Annotated in this window: 19 protein-coding genes; 14 read left to right on the top strand and 5 right to left on the bottom strand. The window is 66.7% G+C overall.

The features are described 5' to 3' along the window. The first annotated feature begins 114 nt into the window (after window positions 1-114). The 5 genes from RMCB_RS22655 to RMCB_RS22675 all read left to right on the top strand — a co-directional run bounded on the left by RMCB_RS22655 (window position 115) and on the right by RMCB_RS22675 (window position 5,843). Complete coding sequence (locus tag RMCB_RS22655; protein ID WP_029366349.1) at window positions 115-1,152, top strand: alpha/beta hydrolase; 1,038 nt, start codon at window positions 115-117, stop codon at window positions 1,150-1,152. A gap of 29 nt (window positions 1,153-1,181) precedes the next feature. Further along, window positions 1,182-2,576, top strand: a complete 1,395-nt coding sequence (locus RMCB_RS22660) for a cystathionine beta-synthase (RefSeq protein WP_062830574.1) — start codon at window positions 1,182-1,184, stop codon at window positions 2,574-2,576. Window positions 2,577-2,821: 245 nt separating this feature from the next. Continuing rightward, entirely contained in the window at window positions 2,822-3,856 is a 1,035-nt protein-coding gene (locus RMCB_RS22665; RefSeq protein ID WP_029366351.1) for a DUF2189 domain-containing protein, read from the top strand. Between the two features lie 85 nt (window positions 3,857-3,941). Beyond that, window positions 3,942-4,676 (top strand): Rv1078 family RDD domain-containing protein, encoded by a 735-nt coding sequence (locus tag RMCB_RS22670; RefSeq protein WP_063979659.1) that lies wholly within the window; start codon window positions 3,942-3,944, stop codon window positions 4,674-4,676. Between the two features lie 12 nt (window positions 4,677-4,688). Next, window positions 4,689-5,843, top strand: a complete 1,155-nt coding sequence (locus RMCB_RS22675) for a cystathionine gamma-synthase (protein ID WP_029366353.1) — start codon at window positions 4,689-4,691, stop codon at window positions 5,841-5,843. 113 nt (window positions 5,844-5,956) lie between these two features. Here RMCB_RS22675 and RMCB_RS22680 read toward each other — a convergent pair whose 3' ends face one another. The 3 genes from RMCB_RS22680 to RMCB_RS22690 form a co-directional block, all read right to left on the bottom strand. Next, window positions 5,957-6,622: a GOLPH3/VPS74 family protein gene (locus RMCB_RS22680; RefSeq protein ID WP_062830576.1), complete on the bottom strand. Its 666-nt coding sequence runs from the start codon at window positions 6,620-6,622 to the stop codon at window positions 5,957-5,959. Window positions 6,623-6,658: 36 nt separating this feature from the next. Further along, window positions 6,659-7,153 carry a transcription elongation factor GreA gene (greA, locus tag RMCB_RS22685; RefSeq protein ID WP_029366355.1) on the bottom strand — a complete coding sequence of 165 codons (495 nt, stop codon included), beginning with the start codon at window positions 7,151-7,153 and terminating at the stop codon, window positions 6,659-6,661. Window positions 7,154-7,368: 215 nt separating this feature from the next. After that, on the bottom strand, window positions 7,369-7,791 hold the full coding sequence (locus RMCB_RS22690) for a DUF4307 domain-containing protein (RefSeq protein WP_062830577.1): 423 nt from the start codon (window positions 7,789-7,791) through the stop codon (window positions 7,369-7,371). A 90-nt stretch (window positions 7,792-7,881) separates the two neighbouring features. Here RMCB_RS22690 and mca point away from each other — a divergent pair, with 90 nt between their 5' ends. The 4 genes from mca to RMCB_RS22710 are packed head-to-tail and all read left to right on the top strand — an operon-like array spanning window position 7,882 to window position 11,428. Continuing rightward, window positions 7,882-8,748 (top strand): mycothiol conjugate amidase Mca, encoded by an 867-nt coding sequence (gene mca / locus RMCB_RS22695; RefSeq protein WP_062830578.1) that lies wholly within the window; start codon window positions 7,882-7,884, stop codon window positions 8,746-8,748. Continuing rightward, entirely contained in the window at window positions 8,748-9,050 is a 303-nt protein-coding gene (locus RMCB_RS22700; protein ID WP_029366358.1) for a hypothetical protein, read from the top strand. Before mca ends, RMCB_RS22700 begins: the two co-directional genes overlap by 1 nt. Beyond that, window positions 9,034-11,043 (top strand): thioredoxin domain-containing protein, encoded by a 2,010-nt coding sequence (locus RMCB_RS22705; protein WP_062830579.1) that lies wholly within the window; start codon window positions 9,034-9,036, stop codon window positions 11,041-11,043. The genes RMCB_RS22700 and RMCB_RS22705 overlap by 17 nt, the downstream gene beginning before the upstream one ends. 10 nt (window positions 11,044-11,053) lie before the next feature. Further along, window positions 11,054-11,428: a nuclear transport factor 2 family protein gene (locus RMCB_RS22710; protein ID WP_062830580.1), complete on the top strand. Its 375-nt coding sequence runs from the start codon at window positions 11,054-11,056 to the stop codon at window positions 11,426-11,428. Between the two features lie 8 nt (window positions 11,429-11,436). On the opposite strand, the gene trhA is transcribed toward RMCB_RS22710, so the two are convergent. Beyond that, window positions 11,437-12,207 carry a PAQR family membrane homeostasis protein TrhA gene (trhA, locus tag RMCB_RS22715; protein WP_062830581.1) on the bottom strand — a complete coding sequence of 257 codons (771 nt, stop codon included), beginning with the start codon at window positions 12,205-12,207 and terminating at the stop codon, window positions 11,437-11,439. Between the two features lie 82 nt (window positions 12,208-12,289). On the opposite strand from trhA, the gene RMCB_RS22720 reads away from it, so the two are divergent. The 4 genes from RMCB_RS22720 to RMCB_RS22735 all read left to right on the top strand — a co-directional run bounded on the left by RMCB_RS22720 (window position 12,290) and on the right by RMCB_RS22735 (window position 15,521). Further along, entirely contained in the window at window positions 12,290-13,081 is a 792-nt protein-coding gene (locus tag RMCB_RS22720) for a (2Z,6E)-farnesyl diphosphate synthase (protein ID WP_062830582.1), read from the top strand. A gap of 21 nt (window positions 13,082-13,102) precedes the next feature. Further along, window positions 13,103-14,473: a hypothetical protein gene (locus RMCB_RS22725; RefSeq protein WP_062830583.1), complete on the top strand. Its 1,371-nt coding sequence runs from the start codon at window positions 13,103-13,105 to the stop codon at window positions 14,471-14,473. A gap of 118 nt (window positions 14,474-14,591) precedes the next feature. Continuing rightward, window positions 14,592-15,020, top strand: coding sequence for a hypothetical protein (locus tag RMCB_RS22730; RefSeq protein WP_062830584.1), 429 nt, complete (start codon window positions 14,592-14,594; stop codon window positions 15,018-15,020). A 96-nt stretch (window positions 15,021-15,116) separates the two neighbouring features. Continuing rightward, on the top strand, window positions 15,117-15,521 hold the full coding sequence (locus RMCB_RS22735) for a hypothetical protein (RefSeq protein WP_062830585.1): 405 nt from the start codon (window positions 15,117-15,119) through the stop codon (window positions 15,519-15,521). 71 nt (window positions 15,522-15,592) lie between these two features. On the opposite strand, the gene coaA is transcribed toward RMCB_RS22735, so the two are convergent. Beyond that, the gene (gene coaA, locus RMCB_RS22740) at window positions 15,593-16,531 is read right to left on the bottom strand and encodes a type I pantothenate kinase (protein ID WP_029366366.1); all 939 of its coding nucleotides are present in this window, start codon (window positions 16,529-16,531) and stop codon (window positions 15,593-15,595) included. Between the two features lie 30 nt (window positions 16,532-16,561). Between coaA and RMCB_RS22745 the strand changes: the two genes are divergently transcribed. Next, window positions 16,562-17,809: a hypothetical protein gene (locus tag RMCB_RS22745; protein WP_062830586.1), complete on the top strand. Its 1,248-nt coding sequence runs from the start codon at window positions 16,562-16,564 to the stop codon at window positions 17,807-17,809. Window position 17,810 lies beyond the last annotated feature (1 nt).

Consider the following 17,810-nt stretch of genomic DNA (forward strand, 5'->3'; position numbering starts at 1 on the left):
TATCAATTCAGATTATTTGATTGTTGAACTGATTGGCCGTGTCAAGCTAAGTTACCCGGGTTGTCTGAGTGACGTAGCACACCTAGCACTACAAAGACGTAGGAAGTGGTGGCGATGACTGCACCGAGTAAGGTCTCGAGGTCCCATCGTGCTGGGATAAGCCCAGCTAGCCTGCACCGCGCGCGCAAGTACCCGGTCAGTGACCTGGCACCGGTAGAGATCCTTGAAGATGGCCCGAGCCTGGGTGGCCGACTGGCTTCGCTGGCGGCCATGCTGACAATCCGACCGGTGCTGGCAATTGGTAGCCATGCTCCACGTCTGCCGTGGCCATTCGGCATGGTCGAATTCGCGGCTCGGACGCTGCGTCCGTCTCCCGGCACCATCCGGGCGACGATCGGGTTGCCGAACTGCACTGCCCAGCTCGTGCGGGCAAACGGGGTGCTGCCGGCCGACGGCAAGCGCAGCGTCGTCCTGTATCTGCACGGCGGCGCGTTCATCGCGTGCGGTGCGAGCACCCACTCCGGCATCGTGTCGTCGTTGTCGCAGTACGCCGACAGCCCGGTGCTCGTGGTCAACTACCGGATGATCCCCAAGCATTCGGTGGGCACCGCGCTGGACGACTGTTACGACGCCTACCACTGGCTACGGCTCACGGGTTACGAGCCCGACCAGATCGTGCTTGCGGGCGATTCCGCAGGCGGCTATCTGGGCCTCGCGCTGGCCCAGCGGCTGCTGGCCGAAGGCGAAGAGCCGGCGGCCCTGGTCACCATGTCCCCGCTGTTCGAGATCGACAACCTCACGCGCGCCAACCATCCGAACATCCGGCGGGACGCCATGTTCCCGGCCCGCGCGTTCGAAGCTCTGGTCGAACTCGTCGAGCACGCGGCAGGGCGCAAAGACGAAGAAGTCTACGAACCGCTCGACCATATCGAGCCGGGCCTGCCGCGCACGCTCATTCACGTGTCCGGTTCCGAAGTTTTGATCAGCGATGCGCGGAAAGCCGCCCGCATGCTCGCCGCTGCCGGTGTTCCGGTGGAGGTTCGCGTTTGGCCCGGTCAGATGCACGTCTTCCAGCTCGCGTCGCCTCTGGTGTCCGAAGCGACGCGCTCGCTGCGCCAGATCGGCGACTACATTCGAGAGGCCACCTGGTAACCCGCGCGCGGGCCTGAGACGATGTGACTATGCGCATCGCCAAGCACGTCAGTGAGCTCATCGGCAATACCCCTCTGGTACAGCTGAACTCGGTTGTCCCAACAGGTGCGGGCTTGGTGGCCGCCAAGATCGAGTACCTCAACCCGGGTGGGAGCGCCAAGGACCGCATCGCCGTCAAGATGATCGACGCGGCAGAGGCCAGCGGCGAACTCAAGCCCGGGGGCACGATCGTCGAGCCGACGTCCGGTAACACCGGGGTGGGGCTGGCCTTGGTGGCTCAGCAACGCGGCTACAAGTGCATCTTCGTGTGCCCCGACAAGGTCAGCGAGGACAAGCAGAATGTGTTGCGCGCGTACGGCGCTGACGTAGTCGTGTGCCCGACGGCGGTGCCGCCCGAGCATCCCGACAGCTACTACAGCGTCTCCGACCGGCTGGTCAGGGAGATCGACGGGGCGTGGAAGCCCGACCAGTACTCCAACCCGATGGGGCCCGCCAGCCATTACGAGACGACGGGCCCGGAGATCTGGGCCGACACCGAAGGCAAGGTCACCCATTTCGTCGCGGGCGTCGGCACCGGAGGCACCATCACCGGGACCGGCCGGTACCTCAAAGAGGTGTCCGGCGGGAAGGTGAAGATCATCGGAGCCGATCCCGAAGGGTCGGTGTACTCCGGCGGAACCGGCCGTCCGTATCTCGTCGAAGGTGTCGGCGAAGACTTCTGGCCCAGCGCCTACGACCCCACCGTGCCCGACGAGATCATTGCGGTCTCCGACGCGGATTCCTTCGACATGACCCGCAGGCTGGCGCGGGAGGAAGCTCTCCTCGTCGGTGGATCCTGCGGGATGGCCGTGGTGGCCGCCATCGAGGTGGCTCGCAAAGCCGGGCCCGACTCGGTCGTGGTGGTGCTGTTGCCCGACGGCGGACGTGGTTATCTCTCAAAGATTTTCAACGATGCGTGGATGTCGTCGTACGGCTTCCTGCGCAGTCGCCTGGACGGCTCGATCGAGCAGTCGACCGTCGGAGATGTGCTGCGCGGCAAGTCCGGTGCACTGCCCGACCTGGTGCATACGCACCCGTCGGAGACCGTCCGCGATGCCATCGGGATCCTGCGCGAATACGGGGTGTCTCAGATGCCGGTCGTCGGTGCCGAGCCACCCGTGATGGCCGGCGAGGTTGCCGGCAGTGTGTCGGAACGTGAACTGCTCTCGGCGGTATTCGAAGGCCGGGCCAAACTCGCCGACGCCGTCTCCGAGCACATGGGCCCAGCGCTGCCGCTGATCGGCGCGGGAGAGTTGGTGAGCACGGCGGCGAAGTCGCTGCGGGACAGCGACGCGGTGATGGTCGTCGAAGACGGCAAGCCCGTCGGCGTGCTGACCCGTCACGACCTGCTCGGGTTCCTTTCGGAGGGAAACGCGCGGCACTGAACCGCAGGTGAGAAGCGCTGCAATCGACCACTTCTCGGGTAGTGTCAGCGAGCGCTAACCAGCAAACTCGACTGCGGAGGGGGTCCGCGACCGATCTACTGATACCGCCTTTGTCGCGACGGGCATGTGAACACGCCCTGTGGTGCGTAATCTCCCCAGTGAGCCGTTCCGCTCGCTGTACATCTAGGTGCTGGCAGTCAGTGGTGACCGGGTGACGGTCGCTACCCGAGATAGGAGCCATCAACGTGAGTAATCAACCGCCGCCCGGAAACTACCCGCCGCCTCCGCCCGGAGGATTCCCGCCGCCGCCTCAGGGCGGTGGCGGCTACCAACCGCCCCAAGGTGGTGGCTACCAGCCGCCGCAGGGCGGTGGATTCCAGCCACAGGGTGGTGGGTTCCAGCCCCAGGGTGGTGGCGGCTATCCGCCCCCTCCGCCTCCGCAGCAGGGTGGCTATCCGCCGCCTCCCCAGGGTGGTTACCCGCCGCCTCCGCCTCCGGGCGGACCGGGCGGCTACCCGCCACCGCCGCCTCCCGGTGCGCCGGGCTACCCGCCGCCGGGTTACGGCCAGCAGGGTGCTGCCTACAGCGTCGGTGAAGCGTTCTCCTGGGCGTGGAACAAGTTCAGCAAGAATGCGGCCGCCCTGATCGTCCCGACGCTGGTGTACGGGTTGATCGTCGGTGTGATCGCCGGCGTCGCGTACGGCCTGGCCATGGCGATGGCCACGAGCAGCACGTCGTCGTACGGCAGCTACGGTTCGGACTACGAATACTCCGCGAGCTACAGCCTCGGTGCGGGCAGCATCGCAGTTCTGCTGCTCGGTGGTCTGATTCTCATCGTGGTCATGGCCGTGGTGTCATCGGCGTATCTGAGCGGTGTGATCGATATCGCGAACGGGCAACCGGTGACCATCGGTTCGTTCTTCAAGCCGCGTCAGCTCGGCAATTTCATCATCGCCGGTCTCATCGTCGGTGTGCTCAGCGCGATCGGCTCGTTCTGCTTCATCGGCAGCATTGTGGTGGGCATCTTCACGTTGTTCACGCTGCCCGCGATTCTGGACCGCAACCTGTCCGCGATCGACGCCATCAAGACCAGCTTCGAGCTGGTCAAGTCGAACTTCGTCAACGCTCTGGTGGCCTACATCGTCATCTTCGTGACCATCTTCGTCGGCGAACTCCTTTGCGGCATCGGCCTGCTGGTCGCTGCACCGGTCGCGGCGCTGTTCCTGATCTACACCTGGCGGCGGCTCACCGGCGCCCAGGTTGCTCCGCTGACCCCGTAGTAATCGTCAACAACACTGTGCCCACGGTGCACCCGGCCGACAGGTCCGCACCGTGGGCACCGTGCTCCCATGGCATCATCTGGCAATGACCGCGATGCCGCCCAACCCTTACGGACCCGGATACGGCGCTGGCCAGCCCGGCCCCGGACAGCCGAATTATGGGCAGCCGGGCGCACCACAGCCGAGCTATGGCCAACCCGGTTACGGTCCTCAACCCGGATTCGGCTCACCCCAACCGGGTTTCGCGCCGCAGCAGGGTTATTACCCGCAGGTGCCCAACCCGAATTCCTACACGCCCTGGTCCGACCGCGCGGTGGCGTTCCTCATCGATCAGCTGCCCATCGCGGCCATTCTGGTGGTCGCCTACGGTGTCGTGCTGATCGGTGGACTGGCACTCGTCGGAACCTCCCAGCCGCAGTGCACCAGCACCGGCAGCTATGTCGACTGCTCCAGCAACACCGGGCCCTCGGGAGCCGTCGCGGTCGTGATGGGGCTCGTGACGCTCGTGATGTTCACCCTGCCGCTGGTCTTCGCGATATGGAACTACGGTTACAAGCAGGGCACCACCGGCCAGAGCATCGGCAAGAAGGTGATGAAATTCAAGGTGGTCTCCGAAAGCACCGGCCAGCCAATCGGTTTCGGCATGTCACTGGTTCGTCAGATTGCCCACATTGCCGACAGCGCCATCTGCTACGTCGGTTACCTGTTCCCGCTGTGGGACGCCAAGCGTCAGACTTTCGCCGACAAGATCATGTCGACGGTCTGCGTACCGGCGAGTCCCGCACCGGTCGCGGGACGATACCCGGGATGGTCCGGATAGGCTCAACGGGTTATGAGTGAACAGCGCAAGTGGCACGGCCTGGCCACAAAAGCCATCCACGCCGGTTACCGTCCCGACCCGGGTACCGGAGCCGTCAACACCCCGATCTACGCCAGCTCGACCTTCGCCCAGGACGGCGTCGGTGGGTTGCGCGGCGGGTTCGAGTACGCACGCACCGGCAATCCCACCCGCGCCGCGCTCGAAGCGTCGCTGGCCGCGGTCGAGGAAGCCGACTACGGGCGGGCGTTCAGCTCAGGCATGGCCGCCACCGATTGTGCCCTGCGGGCGGTACTGCGGCCCGGGGACCACGTCGTGATCCCCGACGACGCCTACGGCGGCACGTTCCGACTCATCGACAAGGTCTTCTCACACTGGGGCATCACTCACACCCCGGCGCCGCTGTCGGACCTCGACGCCGTCCGTGCGGCGATGACTCCGCGCACCCGGATGATCTGGGTGGAGACGCCCACCAACCCGCTGCTGTCCATCGCCGATATCGCGGGGATTGTGCAGATCGCCTCGGCATCGGGGGTGAAGGTGTTGGTGGACAACACATTTGCTTCACCGGCATTGCAACAGCCGCTGCTGCTCGGCGCGGATATCGTGCTGCACTCCACCACCAAGTACATCGGCGGGCACTCCGACGTGGTGGGTGGTGCGCTGCTGACCAACGACGAGGAACTCGACACGGCATTCGCGTTCCTACAGAACGGGGCGGGCGCGGTGCCGGGCCCGTTCGACGCGTATCTCACGATGCGCGGGCTCAAGACGCTGGTTCTGCGCATGCGTCAGCACAGTGAAAACGCTGCCCTCATCGCCGAATTCCTCGTCGGCCATCCCGCCGTCGAATCGGTGCTGTACCCGGGATTGGAGACACACCCCAACCACGACGTCGCTGCGCGGCAGATGAGCGGTTTCGGTGGCATGGTGTCGGTCAGGCTGCGCGGCGGCCCGGATGCTGCACGTGAATTGTGCTCGCGCACAGAGATTTTCATCCTCGCTGAGTCGCTCGGGGGAGTGGAGTCGCTGATCGAGTACCCCGGTGCCATGACGCATGCTTCGACGGCGGGTTCGCAGTTGGAGGTGCCGGACGACCTGGTGCGGCTGTCGGTCGGTATCGAACATCCCGCCGACCTGCTGGCCGACCTGGAGCAGGCGCTCGCCTGATATCGCGAGCAGACATAGGGGTTCGCGAACTCCGGCGTGTCGCGTACCGCAGTGTCTGCTCGCGGGGAAGGTGACCTGACGCGGGGCAGGTGACCTGTCGCGGGGGAAGGTGACTAGCTCGTCAAGGCTGGGCGCAGGGTCGACGTCGTCACTGCCAGGTTCATCTCGGGTAACCCGGCGGCGGTGTCGTCGATCCATGCGCCCGTGGTGATTTCGGTTGCCCGGGCATGCACCCAGCGCCAGCCCCGCTCGTTGAGGCTGAGCACGGCGCCAAGCCCGTCGACCGCGTGCAGCAAGCAGATGATGGCGGCGATCGTCGGCGCCGGGCTCTGCCCGTCGAACAACGCGCCCAGCAGCGCTGCGCGGGCCAACCCGGCACGTTCCCGATTGGCCAGCGGCCAGCAGTATGTGGCGCGAAAACCCTTGCCCGGCATGCGAACCCGGTGGATCTGGCCAGTTTTCTCCAGGTGCAGTTCAAGCGCGGGCTGGGTTGACTTGCCGAGCTTGGCCAGCGCCGACTCAGGCGAAAGCGGACGTCGCCGCAACAGCTGGAATGCCGGGTCGGTGACCGGATCGGCCGGCCAATTGCCTTCGAGGGCGATCAGCAGACCCGGCTCGATGGGCTCGTCGGCCAGTGCCGGACGGATCCGGCAGGCGTAGGCAAGGTCGAGGAGGACGGCGGCGGCCAAGACTCGTTCACGGCGCCGCCGGTCCAGACCAGGCTGCGCGGAGGCATTGTCCAGCAACAGCAGAAAGAGATCTTCGGCGATTTGCGCCATTGCCCCGACTGTAGTGCTTCCCCCGCGAGCCGTACGTTACGAGTGGTACGGCTCAGCGCTGACGAGCGTGACCTTGACGGTGTTGCCGTTGGGCACGGTGTAGGTGCGGGTCTCGCCGACCTTGGCGTCGATCAGGGCCCCACCCAGTGGCGAGTTGGGCGAGTACACCTCGAGCTTGCCGTCGCTGATGCCCTCCTGGCGGGTGGCGATCAGGAACGTCTCGGTGTCGCTCTTGTCGTCGTCGTAGTAGACCTTGACCACCGAACCGGGCAGCGCAACGCCGGACTGCTTGGGGGCCTCGCCCACCTTGGCGTTGTTGAGCAGTTCCTGCAGCTGGCGGATGCGGGCCTCCTGCTGGCCCTGCTCTTCGCGGGCAGCGTGGTAGCCGCCGTTCTCGCGCAGATCGCCCTCTTCGCGGCGGTCGTTGATCTCGGCGGCGATGATCGGCCGGTTCGCGATCAGCTGATCCAGTTCGGCCTTCAGCCGGTCGAAAGCTTCCTGGGTGAGCCAGGTGACCTGGGTGTCGGTCATGTCTTCGCGCTCCTGTCGTTGTTGCCTCGCATGCGAAAGCCTCGGTTTCGGGCCGGGAGTGTTCCGCGTGTATTGCCGCTAGCGCAAGTGATTTCTGCGGGCTAATGCAGCAATACACGGCCCCAGCGCGGAACCGTGTATCCGACCAGCTTAGCACCGAACAGACAGCCGATCTTCATGTATTCGCAGTTCGGCGTTTGTTGCGGCGGCTCAAATCAAGGCGCTACCAGGTACGATGGCACGTCCGTCCCACAGCCGTAGACATCACCGACGACGGGCGGTTTGCTCGATTTCACCACCGCGGTGACCTGAACCGTATTCTGCGTCGAAGGACCCACCAGGATTTCGCGCCTGCCGGTCTCCCCGCCGTCGATCGAACGGGCCCGCACTATGCAGACCACCGGCCGCGACGGGTCAGGACGGGTCACCCCGATGGTCACCGAGACGGTGTCGTCGCCGACCAACTCGTAGGCTGTGAGCTCGCCTTTCACGTCGTTGTTGGCGAATTTGTGCCATGCGGCGACCGCGAGAGCGACGCCGGCCACCACCACGAGAGCGACGAGGGCGGCAAGGATCCAGCGACGGTTCCGGCGGGGCATGGACTGCCGTCCGTACCGGGCGGCGGGGCGTTCGATCATCAGAACTGGAACTATAGGCGGGGACAGCCTTCGGCCAACCGGCGCAGGCATTGGATTACACAAGAGGTCGCCGTAGTTAGATGAGACGAAATGAGTGAACTGCGGTTGATGGCGGTGCACGCCCACCCGGACGACGAGTCCAGCAAGGGTGCGGCGACCACCGCGCGCTATGCGGCCAAAGGTGTGCGCGTCATGGTTGTCACACTGACCGGCGGCGAGCGCGGAGACATTCTGAACCCGGCGATGGACATCCCGGAGGTGCACGGCCGGATCGCCGAAGTCCGGCGCGACGAGATGGCCAAGGCCGCCGAGATCCTCGGCGTCGAGCACCACTGGCTGGGCTTCGTCGACTCCGGACTACCCGAGGGGGACCCGCTGCCGCCACTGCCGGAAGGTTGCTTCGGCCTGGTGCCCCTCGAAGAGCCGGTGTCCCGGCTGGTGCGGGTGATCCGCGAGTTCAAGCCGCACGTGATGACCACGTACGACGAGAACGGCGGATATCCGCACCCCGACCACATCCGCTGCCACCAGGTGTCGGTCGCCGCATACGAGGCCGCCGCCGACTACATGCAGTTCCGCGATGCCGGTGACCCCTGGAGTGTATCCAAGCTGTACTACAACCACGGGTTCCTGCGGGAGCGCATGCAACTGCTGCAGGACGAGTTCGCCAAGAACGGCCAGGAGGGTCCGTTCGCCAAATGGCTCGAGCATTGGGATCCCGAGCACGACGCGTTCGCGGGCCGGGTCACCACCCGGATCGAATGTTCGGAGTACTTCAGCCAGCGTGACGACGCGCTGCGTGCACATGCCACCCAGATCGACCCCAACGGTCACTTCTTCCACGCGCCGATCGAATGGCAGCAGCGGTTGTGGCCGACCGAGGAGTTCGAGCTGGCCCGGTCCCGGGTGCCGGTGAGCCTGCCCGAGGATGATCTGTTCAGTGGGATTGAAAAGTGATGGACACCCTGACGGCCGTCGTGACGTTTCTGGCCGACGAGCCCCGCAACACCGGACCGGATTTCGGTAAGGCCAGCCCGTTCGGCCTCCTGATCACGGTGGCGCTGCTGGTCGGGACGTTCGCCCTGGTCTGGTCGATGAACCGGCACCTGCGCAGGCTGCCGGAATCGTTCGACCCTGAGCATCCCGAGCCGGACCAGGCCGTCGACGACGGTACGGTGGAGACCACGGAAGACGAACAATCCGACGACACCTCGGAGGAGAGATCCGACGACCGCCAGCCCCGTGAGTCCGGGGGGTAACACCCTCGCGGGGGCCACCAGCCCCTACCTGCGCCAGCACGCCGACAATCCGGTGCACTGGCGACAGTGGTCGGCCGAGGCACTGGCAGAGGCGGCCGCACGCGACGTCCCGATCTTGTTGTCGATCGGCTACGCGGCATGTCATTGGTGCCATGTGATGGCCCATGAATCCTTCGAGGATCCCGAGGTTGCGGCTGCGGCGAACGACGGATTCGTCTGTATCAAGGTCGACCGCGAGGAACGCCCCGACCTCGACGCCGTCTACATGAACGCGACCGTGGCGTTGACCGGGCAGGGCGGCTGGCCGATGACATGCTTCCTGACCCCTGACGGGCGGCCGTTCTTCTGCGGTACCTATTACCCGAAGCTGGGTTTCCTGCAGCTGCTGGCGGCGGTGGCCGAGACCTGGCGCGACCGCCGAGACGAGGTCGAGCGGGCGTCGGAGCAGATCGCGACGGAGCTGCGGTCGATGTCGGCCGGGCTGCCCGGTGGTGGTGCGCCGGTGGGACCCGAACTGTGCGATCACGCGGTGGCCGCGGTGCTGCGCGACGAGGACACCGCGCACGGCGGATTCGGCAAGGCGCCGAAGTTCCCGCCGTCCGCGCTTCTGGAAGGCCTGCTGCGGCATTACGAACGCACGGGATCCGACGCGACGCTGCAGGCGGTCGCACGCACCGGTGCGGCCATGGCCCGCGGCGGCATCTACGACCAGCTGGCAGGCGGGTTCGCCCGGTACAGCGTGGATCCGTACTGGGTGGTGCCGCACTTCGAGAAGATGCTCTACGACAACGCGTTGCTGCTGCGGGCGTATGCGCACTGGGCGCGGCGCACCGGTGATCTGTTGGCGCGCAGGGTGGCCGATGAGACGGCGGGCTTCATCATTGCCGGGCTCGGGGCCGCCGGGATGTTCACGTCCTCACTGGACGCGGATGCGGCCGGTCGCGAGGGCCTGACGTATGTGTGGACGCCCGGTGAATTGGCCGAAGTGCTCGGTGACGACGACGGAGATTGGGCGGCTTCGGTTTTCGCTGTCACCGCCGACGGGACCTTCGAGCACGGCGCGTCGGTGCTGCAGCTGCCCGTCGACCCCGACGACGCCGCCCGGTTCGCATGCGTGCGCTCGAAGTTGTTGGCGCACCGCGGTTCCCGTCCGCAACCCGCACGCGACGACAAGGTGGTCACGGCGTGGAACGGGCTGGCCATCACCGCGTTGGCCGAAGCCACGGTGGCCTTGGACAACCCCGAATACCTCACTGCCGCTTCAGAATGCGCACGCCGGCTGCTGGACCTGCACGTCGTCGAAGGGCGGCTCCGCCGGGCGAGCCTCGGCGGCCGGGTGGGGGACAGCGCGGCGATCCTCGAGGACTACGCCGCACTGGTGACCGGGCTGCTGACGCTGTATCAGCTCACCGGATTGTGGCTACCGGAGGCGCTGGGGCTGCTGGACACCGCACTGCGTCACTACGCCGATCCGCAACGGCCGGGGCGCTGGTTCGACACCGCCGACGACGCCGAGCAGCTCATGGTGCGGCCCGCCGACCCCGTCGACGGCGCAACGCCGTCGGGTGCGTCGCTCATCGCGGAGGCGCTGCAACTCGCTGCGCATCTGACCGCGTCGGAGACCTACGCGGCGGCCGCGCAGGACACGCTGGCTTCGGCGACACCGATCCTGGCTCGGGCGCCCCGCTCGGGTGGACACTGGCTGACGGTGGGCGAGGCGCAGATCCGTGGCCCTATCCAGGTCGCGGTGGCGTGCGACGCGTCGTCAGCCGAATTGCTCACCGCCGCACGCGCGCTGGCGCCGGGCGGGGCCATCGTCGTCGGCGGCCCAGCGAACTCGTCCACCTTGCTGGAAGGACGTGACCGGGTCGACGGAGCCGACGCGGCGTACGTGTGCCGCGGCCGCGTGTGCGACCTGCCCGTCACCACGGTCGGGGATCTCGCAGTCTCACTGGCCGGTCAACCCGAGGACGGCCGACGCGGTGCCGTGTAGCCTCGCGGCCATGCCGAACGTCGAGCACATCACCCAGACCGTCAACCGCTATCTCGAGCTGGTCGCCAACGGAAGTGCTGATGAGATCGCCGAACTCTACGCGGACGACGCGACTGTCGAGGACCCGGTGGGCGGCGGCGAGGTGCACATCGGGCGGGCCGCCATCCGCGGGTTCTACGCCAACGTGGAGAACATCAAGAGCAAGACCGAGCTGGTGACCCTGCGGGTGGCCGGCCACGAAGCCGCGTTCCATTTCCGGCTCACATTGGACTTCGGCACCAGCGGCATGCGGATCGAGCCCATAGACGTCATGGTGTTCGACGCCGACGGCAAGATCTCTGCGATGAAGGCCTACTGGTCTCCGGCTGACACCGTCAAGCTGTAGGCCGGGGCTCAGAACACCGCGAACCACATGGCGATGTAGTGGCAGATCGCCGCCACCGCCGTGCAGGCGTGGAAGAACTCGTGATGGCCGAACGTCGTCGGCCAGGGGTTTGGCCATTTCAGTGCGTACAGCACGCCACCGATGCTGTACAGGGCACCGCCGACGATCAGCAGTACCACCGCTGCCACACCTGCGCCGTTCATGATCGGGCCGATGAACCAGGCCGCCACCCAGCCCAGCAGGATGTACAGCGGTACACCCAGCCAGCGGGGTGCCGACGGCCAGAACATCTTCAGCAGCACACCCGCGATGGCCCCGCCCCAGACGATCCAGAACAGCACCATGCCTTTGGATTCCGGAAGCGCCAGCAACGCGAACGGGGTGTAGCTGCCCGCGATGAAGATGAAGATCATCGAATGATCCGCGCGCTTCATCCATTTGCGCGCGTTGGCCGACTTCCAGTTCACGCGGTGATACGTGCCGCTGACCGTGAACATCGCCACGATGGTGAAGGTGTAGAGCAGAGTCGCCAAACCGGCGCGGGTGGATTCGACCGACCACGACACCGACACCAATGCGGCGCCGGCGATGAACGCGACGACCGCCGAGTAGACGTGAATCCAGCCGCGAGCGCGTGGCTTGCCGAGGAACTGTGCGACACCGTCGGCAACCGCGGCGGGCAGATCTTCGGCGGGCCGGTTCACTGCTGCCGCTGAGCGGTAGGGCTTGGTGGCATCGATCGGCGGGGCCTGATCGGTGCTCGTCGCGTCCGCGGTCATATTGGAGCTCCTCGCGTCCGCGGTCATCTCACCTCCGTTAACAGCGATGGGTTCCCTGGCTATGACAGTAGTCTGGATTCTCGTGGACATCATTCCCCCGCGCCTCAAAGAACCGGCCTACCGGCTCTACGAGATGCGGTTGCGTCAGGAGTTGGCGCAGTCCAAAGCCCAACTGCCCCGCCATATCGCGGTTCTGTGCGACGGCAACCGGCGGTGGGCGCGTGAGACAGGTCACGACGACGTCAGCATCGGCTATCGCATGGGCGCGGCCAAGATCGCCGAGATGCTGCGGTGGTGTCAGGCCGCAGGCATCGAGATGGCGACGGTGTACCTGCTTTCCACCGAGAACCTGCAACGCGACCCCGAAGAGTTGTCCGGGCTGATCGAGATCATCACCGACGTGGTCGAGGAGATCTGCGCGCCGGTCAACAAGTGGAGCGTGCGCACGGTCGGCGATCTGTCGTTGCTCGGCGACGAACCGGCCCGCCGGTTGCGTGAGGCAGTGGAGAGCACCAACGGCAACGGCGGCAAGTTCCACGTCAACGTGGCGGTGGCCTACGGCGGCAGGCAGGAGATCGTCGACGCCGTGCGGTCACTGCTCAACAAAGAGCTGGCCAACGGCGCCACCGCCGAGCAGCTCATCGATGCCGTCACCGTCGAGGGCATCTCGGAGAACCTCTACACCTCGGGCCAACCCGATCCCGATCTGGTCATCCGGACCTCGGGGGAGCAGCGGTTGAGCGGATTCCTGTTGTGGCAGAGCGCCTATTCGGAGATGTGGTTCACCGAGGCGTACTGGCCCGCGTTTCGGCGCGTGGACTTCCTGCGCGCGCTGCGTGATTACACCGCGAGGCACCGCCGCTTCGGCAAGTAGGCGCGTGCCACACTGGGATTCATGGCTGCGCTGTCGGCGGTGGTCTTCACGCTCAGCTGGTGGCTGGGGCTCTACCTGCTTGCCCGCGACCCGCGCAAACCGGTCCTGGTGTGCGCCGCGATCGGGCTGACCAGCTTCGCCGTCGTCGTCGCCCTCGATGCCGTGCGGCTCGTCAGCGGGTCGGACGTGCTCAGCCGCGTCGAGATCTATCTGGTCGCGCTGCCGGGCATCGCCTGGTTCGCGGTGATGATCGAGCTGTCCCGGCCGAGTGACACGTGGCGCGCCAGAGCCGGGGAGTTCGCCGCGATCTTCGCCGTCGCAGTGGCCGCTTTCGCCGGGGCCGCACTGGCCGGCAGTGTCGTCGGGCCGCTGCGCCCAGGGCACTGGGTGATGTTCGCCGTGATATCCCTGGCCTCGCTCGGCGCGATGATCAAGGCTGTCGTCGGCGGGGCCAAGCCCGGATCCGTGGTGGGCTTCATCATCGTCGCGACGCTGTTCTTCGCACTCGGCAACGCGATCATCGTCATCCCGCTCGGGCTGCTCCCCAGCTGGCTGGCATTGGCGTCCACCGGTTTTGACGTCGCACTGCTGGGTATCGCGGTGGCCATCTGGGACGCGTTCGACGAAGGACAGGCACTGCGCGCCGACATGCGGCGGTCGATTCTCGGGACATTGGTGATCGCGGTGCCGTTCGGTGCCCAGGCGCTCATCGGGGCGGCCGTGCTCGCCGGAAACGGCCGGGTGGCCATGACGGTGCTGTTGTTCACCAGCCTCGCCGTCGCCGTCGCGGTGGAGGTGCTCGCCGATCCGCTGGCCGGGTTGCTCGACCGGCTGGCGTTCTCGCGCTCGCCGGCCCTGCGCGCCGATCGCGAGGCGCTGCGCCGGACGGAGGCCGCGCTGCCGCTGCGCTCGGGCAGCCCGCTCGACGATGTCGACGACGACGCGTTCGCCCGGCTCACCCGCCGCGCGCTCGGGCATTACGGTGACCTCTCCAAGCTGATGGCCAGCCCGCTCACTGCGCTGCCCGCCATCGACGCCCGGTTGGCCGAACGGGGCGCGGCCGATCAACCGCTCGAGCGGGCAAACGAACTCAAGGCCCTGCTCGCCGATCGCATCGCGGCCCTCAAGCCCCGCGACGGCGGTGACTTCGGCACCACCGAGCAGTGGCGGCACTACAACTCGCTGTACTTTCCGTACGTCGTCGGAGTGCGTGCCTACGCGCAGAACGCCACTGCGGCAGGCCTCGACCCGGTCGCCCGGCAGGCCTGGCAGTGGTTGGTCACCGAAGTACCTCAGCGGTCGTTGCACAACTGGCAGAATGCCGCGGCCAAGGTGATCGCCGCAGACCTGCGCGGGAGCTTGGTCCCCGCATCGGGCCAGGCGGCGCAATAGGGCCTGACCTGCGGTTGGCAGTACTTGGCAGCGTCCGGCGTCGATCTGGCAGTGCGCCATGAGCAATGTCGGAGGTGTTCGAAAAGCTCGACACCGCCTCATTGCCGAGGAGCCAGCCATGACCGCCTTCGCGACCCGACCACTTCACGAATCCGCCCGGACAGGCGGTACCGCGGACACCGCGCTGCTGCGGTTCGCCCTGCGCGCCGATGCCACGGTGTGCGCGGCGGTGGGCCTACTCGGCGCCATGGTGGCCGATCCACTGGCCCGGCTTGCCGGCCTCACCGCGACAGCCGGTTGGCTCGTCGGCGCCGCCCTCGTCAGCTACGGAGCACTGCTGTACGCGTTGGCCGCGCTACCCGACATCCGCCGCGTCGGCACCGCGGTGTTCGCAGGCAACGTCGCGTTCGGGGCGGTGGCGGTCACAGCGGTCCTGGCCGGATGGCTGCCGCTGACGGCGCTGGGCACGGATCTGCTGCTGGGGTTCGTCGCCATCACGCTGGGCCTGGCCTGGCTGCAATACCGCGGAGTGCGCCGTCTGGCGTGACCCGTTCCAGCCGGTGCGGGGGTCGCATCCGTAGAGGTTGCGGCTGTGGTCCTCGCACCGTGCTCACCCTCAACACCCACCATCGAAGGAGAGAACATGACCGCCATCAGTACGCCCCGTACCGCGAGCGCATCCGATAGCCTGCTGCGGCTGGCCATGCGGGTCGACGCGATCTTCGTCGGCATCACCGGCATCGTCCTGCTCGCCACCGCCGGGTGGTTCTCGGATCTCACCGGCCTGCCGAAGTCCATCGAATACGGCGTCGGCATCTTCTCCGTCGGCTACGGCATCGTCGTCTTCGCGCTCGCGGCCATGGATCGGGTGCGCCCCGCGGGGATCGGCACCGCGGTGGCCAACGCGCTCTGCACGGTGATCGCGGTGGCCGCCGTGCTCACCATGACCCTCACCACGGCAGGCGGAGTGATCGTCATCGCCACCGGTATCTACACCGCGGTGATGGCGGAATGGCAGTTCATCGGGGTCCGCCGCATCCCGGCGTGACACACACTGCCCAGTGGCCCGTTGTCGCACGCGAAGCGCGAGAATGCGTGCGGCAACGGGCCTTTCGGCGGTCAGAGTTTCCGCAGCCGCAGCCGGTTGATGGCGTGGTCGGCGTCCTTGCGCAACACCAGGGTCGCGCGCGGCCGGGTCGGCAGGATGTTTTCGATCAGATTGGGCCGGTTGATGGAATGCCAGATGTCGCGCGCTGCGAAGACGGCCTGCTCGTCGGTCAGCGTCGAGTAGTGGTGGAAGTGCGACGCCGGGTCGGCGAATGCCGTCGAGCGCATGGTCAGGAATCGTGAGATGTACCACTTCTCAATATCTTCGATGCGTGCGTCGACGTACACCGAGAAGTCGAAGAGGTCCGACACCATCAGCGCAGGCCCGGTCTGCAGGACGTTGAGCCCCTCCAGGATGAGGATGTCGGGATGGCGGACGACCAGCTTCTCGCCGGGCACGATGTCGTAGAGCAGGTGCGAGTAGACCGGTGCACAGGCCTCGTCGGCCCCTGACTTCACCGCGGTGACGAACCGCATCAACGCCCGGCGGTCGTAGCTCTCCGGGAAACCTTTGCGGTGCATCAGGTTCCGGCGGTTGAGCTCCTTGTTCGGGTAGAGGAATCCGTCGGTGGTGACCAGGTCGACGCGCAGATGGTGTTCCCAGCGGGCCAGCAGTGCCTGCAGTACACGCGCGGTGGTGGACTTGCCGACCGCCACGCTGCCCGCCACCCCGATCACGAACGGCACGGGCCGGTCCGGGTTCTGCTGCGGCTCACCGAGGAACTCGGCGGTGGCGGCGAAAAGCCGCTGACGCGCCGCGACCTGCAGGTGGATCAGTCGGGCGAGCGGCAGGTAGACCTCTTCCACCTCGAGGAGGTCGAGCTTCTCGCCCATGCCGCGCAGGCGCACCAGTTCATCCTCGGTGAGTTTCAGCGGCGTCGACATGCGCAGCGAACGCCATTGGATTCGGTCGAACTCCACATAGGGGCTCGGCTCGCTGGGCCGCGGCATTCGGTCAGTCTTACATTTACGGTTGAGGGCATGGACTCCGGTATCGACATAGGGGCGCCCTCAGATGCGTTCATCCGCGAATATCTGCTGCTCGGTTTGCGCTTCGACCGCGTGGAGGAGGGCTACGTCGACTCGTTCACCGGCGACCCGGCGTTGCGTCGCGCCGTCGAGAACGAGCCCGCGCCCGACCCCGCGGACCTGGCCCGGCAGGCGGACCGGCTGCTCGGTGAAATACCGCAGGATCTGGGCGCCGACCGCGCCCAATATCTCGCCGCGCACCTGCGCGCGCTGAACTGTGCGGGGCGCAAGTTCGCCGGTGAACAGGTCGGCTTTGTCGACGAGGTGCAGGCCTACTTCGACGTCCGGATCACCAAGGGCGATCCCGAGCGGTACCGCGAGGCGCACGCCAAGCTCGATGAGGCGCTCGGTGGGACGGGCCCGCTGGCCGAGCGCATCCAGGCGCACCGTACCGGCGACGAGATCCCCCCGGAGCGTCTCGAGGAGTGCATCCATGCGTTCTCCTCGGCGCTGCGGGACCGGGTGCGTGCCGAATACCCGCTGCCCGACACCGAAACCATCACCTACGAGGTGGTCACCGACAAGCCGTGGTCGGGCTTCAACTACTACCACGGTGACTATCGCTCGACGGTGGCCGTCAACGCCGACCTCAAGCAGCAGATGGCCAACCTGCCCCGGTTGGTCGCCCACGAGTCCTACCCCGGTCACCACACCGAGCACTGCCGCAAGGAGGCCGGGTTGGTGGAGCGGCAGGGCCAGCTGGAACAGACGATCTTCCTGGTCAACACCCCGCAGTGCCTCATGGCCGAGGGCCTGGCCGATCTGGCGCTGTACGCCGCGATCGGGGATGGGGCGAGCGCAGCGACGGGGAAGAAGCATGGTTGGGGCGCCTGGGCGTCGGAGATCTACGCCGACTTGGGCCTGCGCTTCGACGGCGAGCGGGCAGAAGCCGTGTCGGAGGCGATGGCCGGGCTGGCCGATGTGCGTCAGGACGCGGCGCTGATGCTGCACGACGAGCACCGCGACGTCGACGACGTCGTCGCATTCCTCAAGCGGTGGCTGCTGGTCAATGACGAGCGGGCCCGGCAGATGCTGCGATTCCTGTCGTCGCCGCTGTGGCGGGCGTACACCAGCACCTACATCGAGGGCTACCGGCTGCTGCGGGCGTGGCTCGATGCCCGGCCCGATGGTGTGACACTGACTTCGCGGTTCGGCAGGCTGCTCGATGAGCCGCTGATCCCGTCGACGTTGCGGGCTTAGG

This window comes from Mycolicibacterium brisbanense, from assembly GCF_001570425.1.
Classification (GTDB): Bacteria; Actinomycetota; Actinomycetes; order Mycobacteriales; family Mycobacteriaceae; genus Mycobacterium; species Mycobacterium brisbanense.

What these genes read in the sequence shown, in the direction of transcription:
- greA (WP_029366355.1), bottom strand. Translation starts at nt 7,153, where the DNA reads ATGACCGACACCCAGGTCACCTGGCTCACCCAGGAAGCTTTCGACCGG.
- RMCB_RS22725 (WP_062830583.1), top strand. Translation starts at nt 13,103, where the DNA reads ATGGCTGCGCTGTCGGCGGTGGTCTTCACGCTCAGCTGGTGGCTGGGG.
- RMCB_RS22660 (WP_062830574.1), top strand. Translation starts at nt 1,182, where the DNA reads ATGCGCATCGCCAAGCACGTCAGTGAGCTCATCGGCAATACCCCTCTG.
- coaA (WP_029366366.1), bottom strand. Translation starts at nt 16,531, where the DNA reads ATGCCGCGGCCCAGCGAGCCGAGCCCCTATGTGGAGTTCGACCGAATC.
- RMCB_RS22670 (WP_063979659.1), top strand. Translation starts at nt 3,942, where the DNA reads ATGACCGCGATGCCGCCCAACCCTTACGGACCCGGATACGGCGCTGGC.
- RMCB_RS22675 (WP_029366353.1), top strand. Translation starts at nt 4,689, where the DNA reads ATGAGTGAACAGCGCAAGTGGCACGGCCTGGCCACAAAAGCCATCCAC.
- RMCB_RS22690 (WP_062830577.1), bottom strand. Translation starts at nt 7,791, where the DNA reads ATGATCGAACGCCCCGCCGCCCGGTACGGACGGCAGTCCATGCCCCGC.
- mca (WP_062830578.1), top strand. Translation starts at nt 7,882, where the DNA reads ATGAGTGAACTGCGGTTGATGGCGGTGCACGCCCACCCGGACGACGAG.
- RMCB_RS22730 (WP_062830584.1), top strand. Translation starts at nt 14,592, where the DNA reads ATGACCGCCTTCGCGACCCGACCACTTCACGAATCCGCCCGGACAGGC.
- RMCB_RS22735 (WP_062830585.1), top strand. Translation starts at nt 15,117, where the DNA reads ATGACCGCCATCAGTACGCCCCGTACCGCGAGCGCATCCGATAGCCTG.
- RMCB_RS22680 (WP_062830576.1), bottom strand. Translation starts at nt 6,622, where the DNA reads ATGGCGCAAATCGCCGAAGATCTCTTTCTGCTGTTGCTGGACAATGCC.
- trhA (WP_062830581.1), bottom strand. Translation starts at nt 12,207, where the DNA reads ATGACCGCGGACGCGACGAGCACCGATCAGGCCCCGCCGATCGATGCC.
- RMCB_RS22745 (WP_062830586.1), top strand. Translation starts at nt 16,562, where the DNA reads ATGGACTCCGGTATCGACATAGGGGCGCCCTCAGATGCGTTCATCCGC.
- RMCB_RS22710 (WP_062830580.1), top strand. Translation starts at nt 11,054, where the DNA reads ATGCCGAACGTCGAGCACATCACCCAGACCGTCAACCGCTATCTCGAG.
- RMCB_RS22700 (WP_029366358.1), top strand. Translation starts at nt 8,748, where the DNA reads ATGGACACCCTGACGGCCGTCGTGACGTTTCTGGCCGACGAGCCCCGC.
- RMCB_RS22655 (WP_029366349.1), top strand. Translation starts at nt 115, where the DNA reads ATGACTGCACCGAGTAAGGTCTCGAGGTCCCATCGTGCTGGGATAAGC.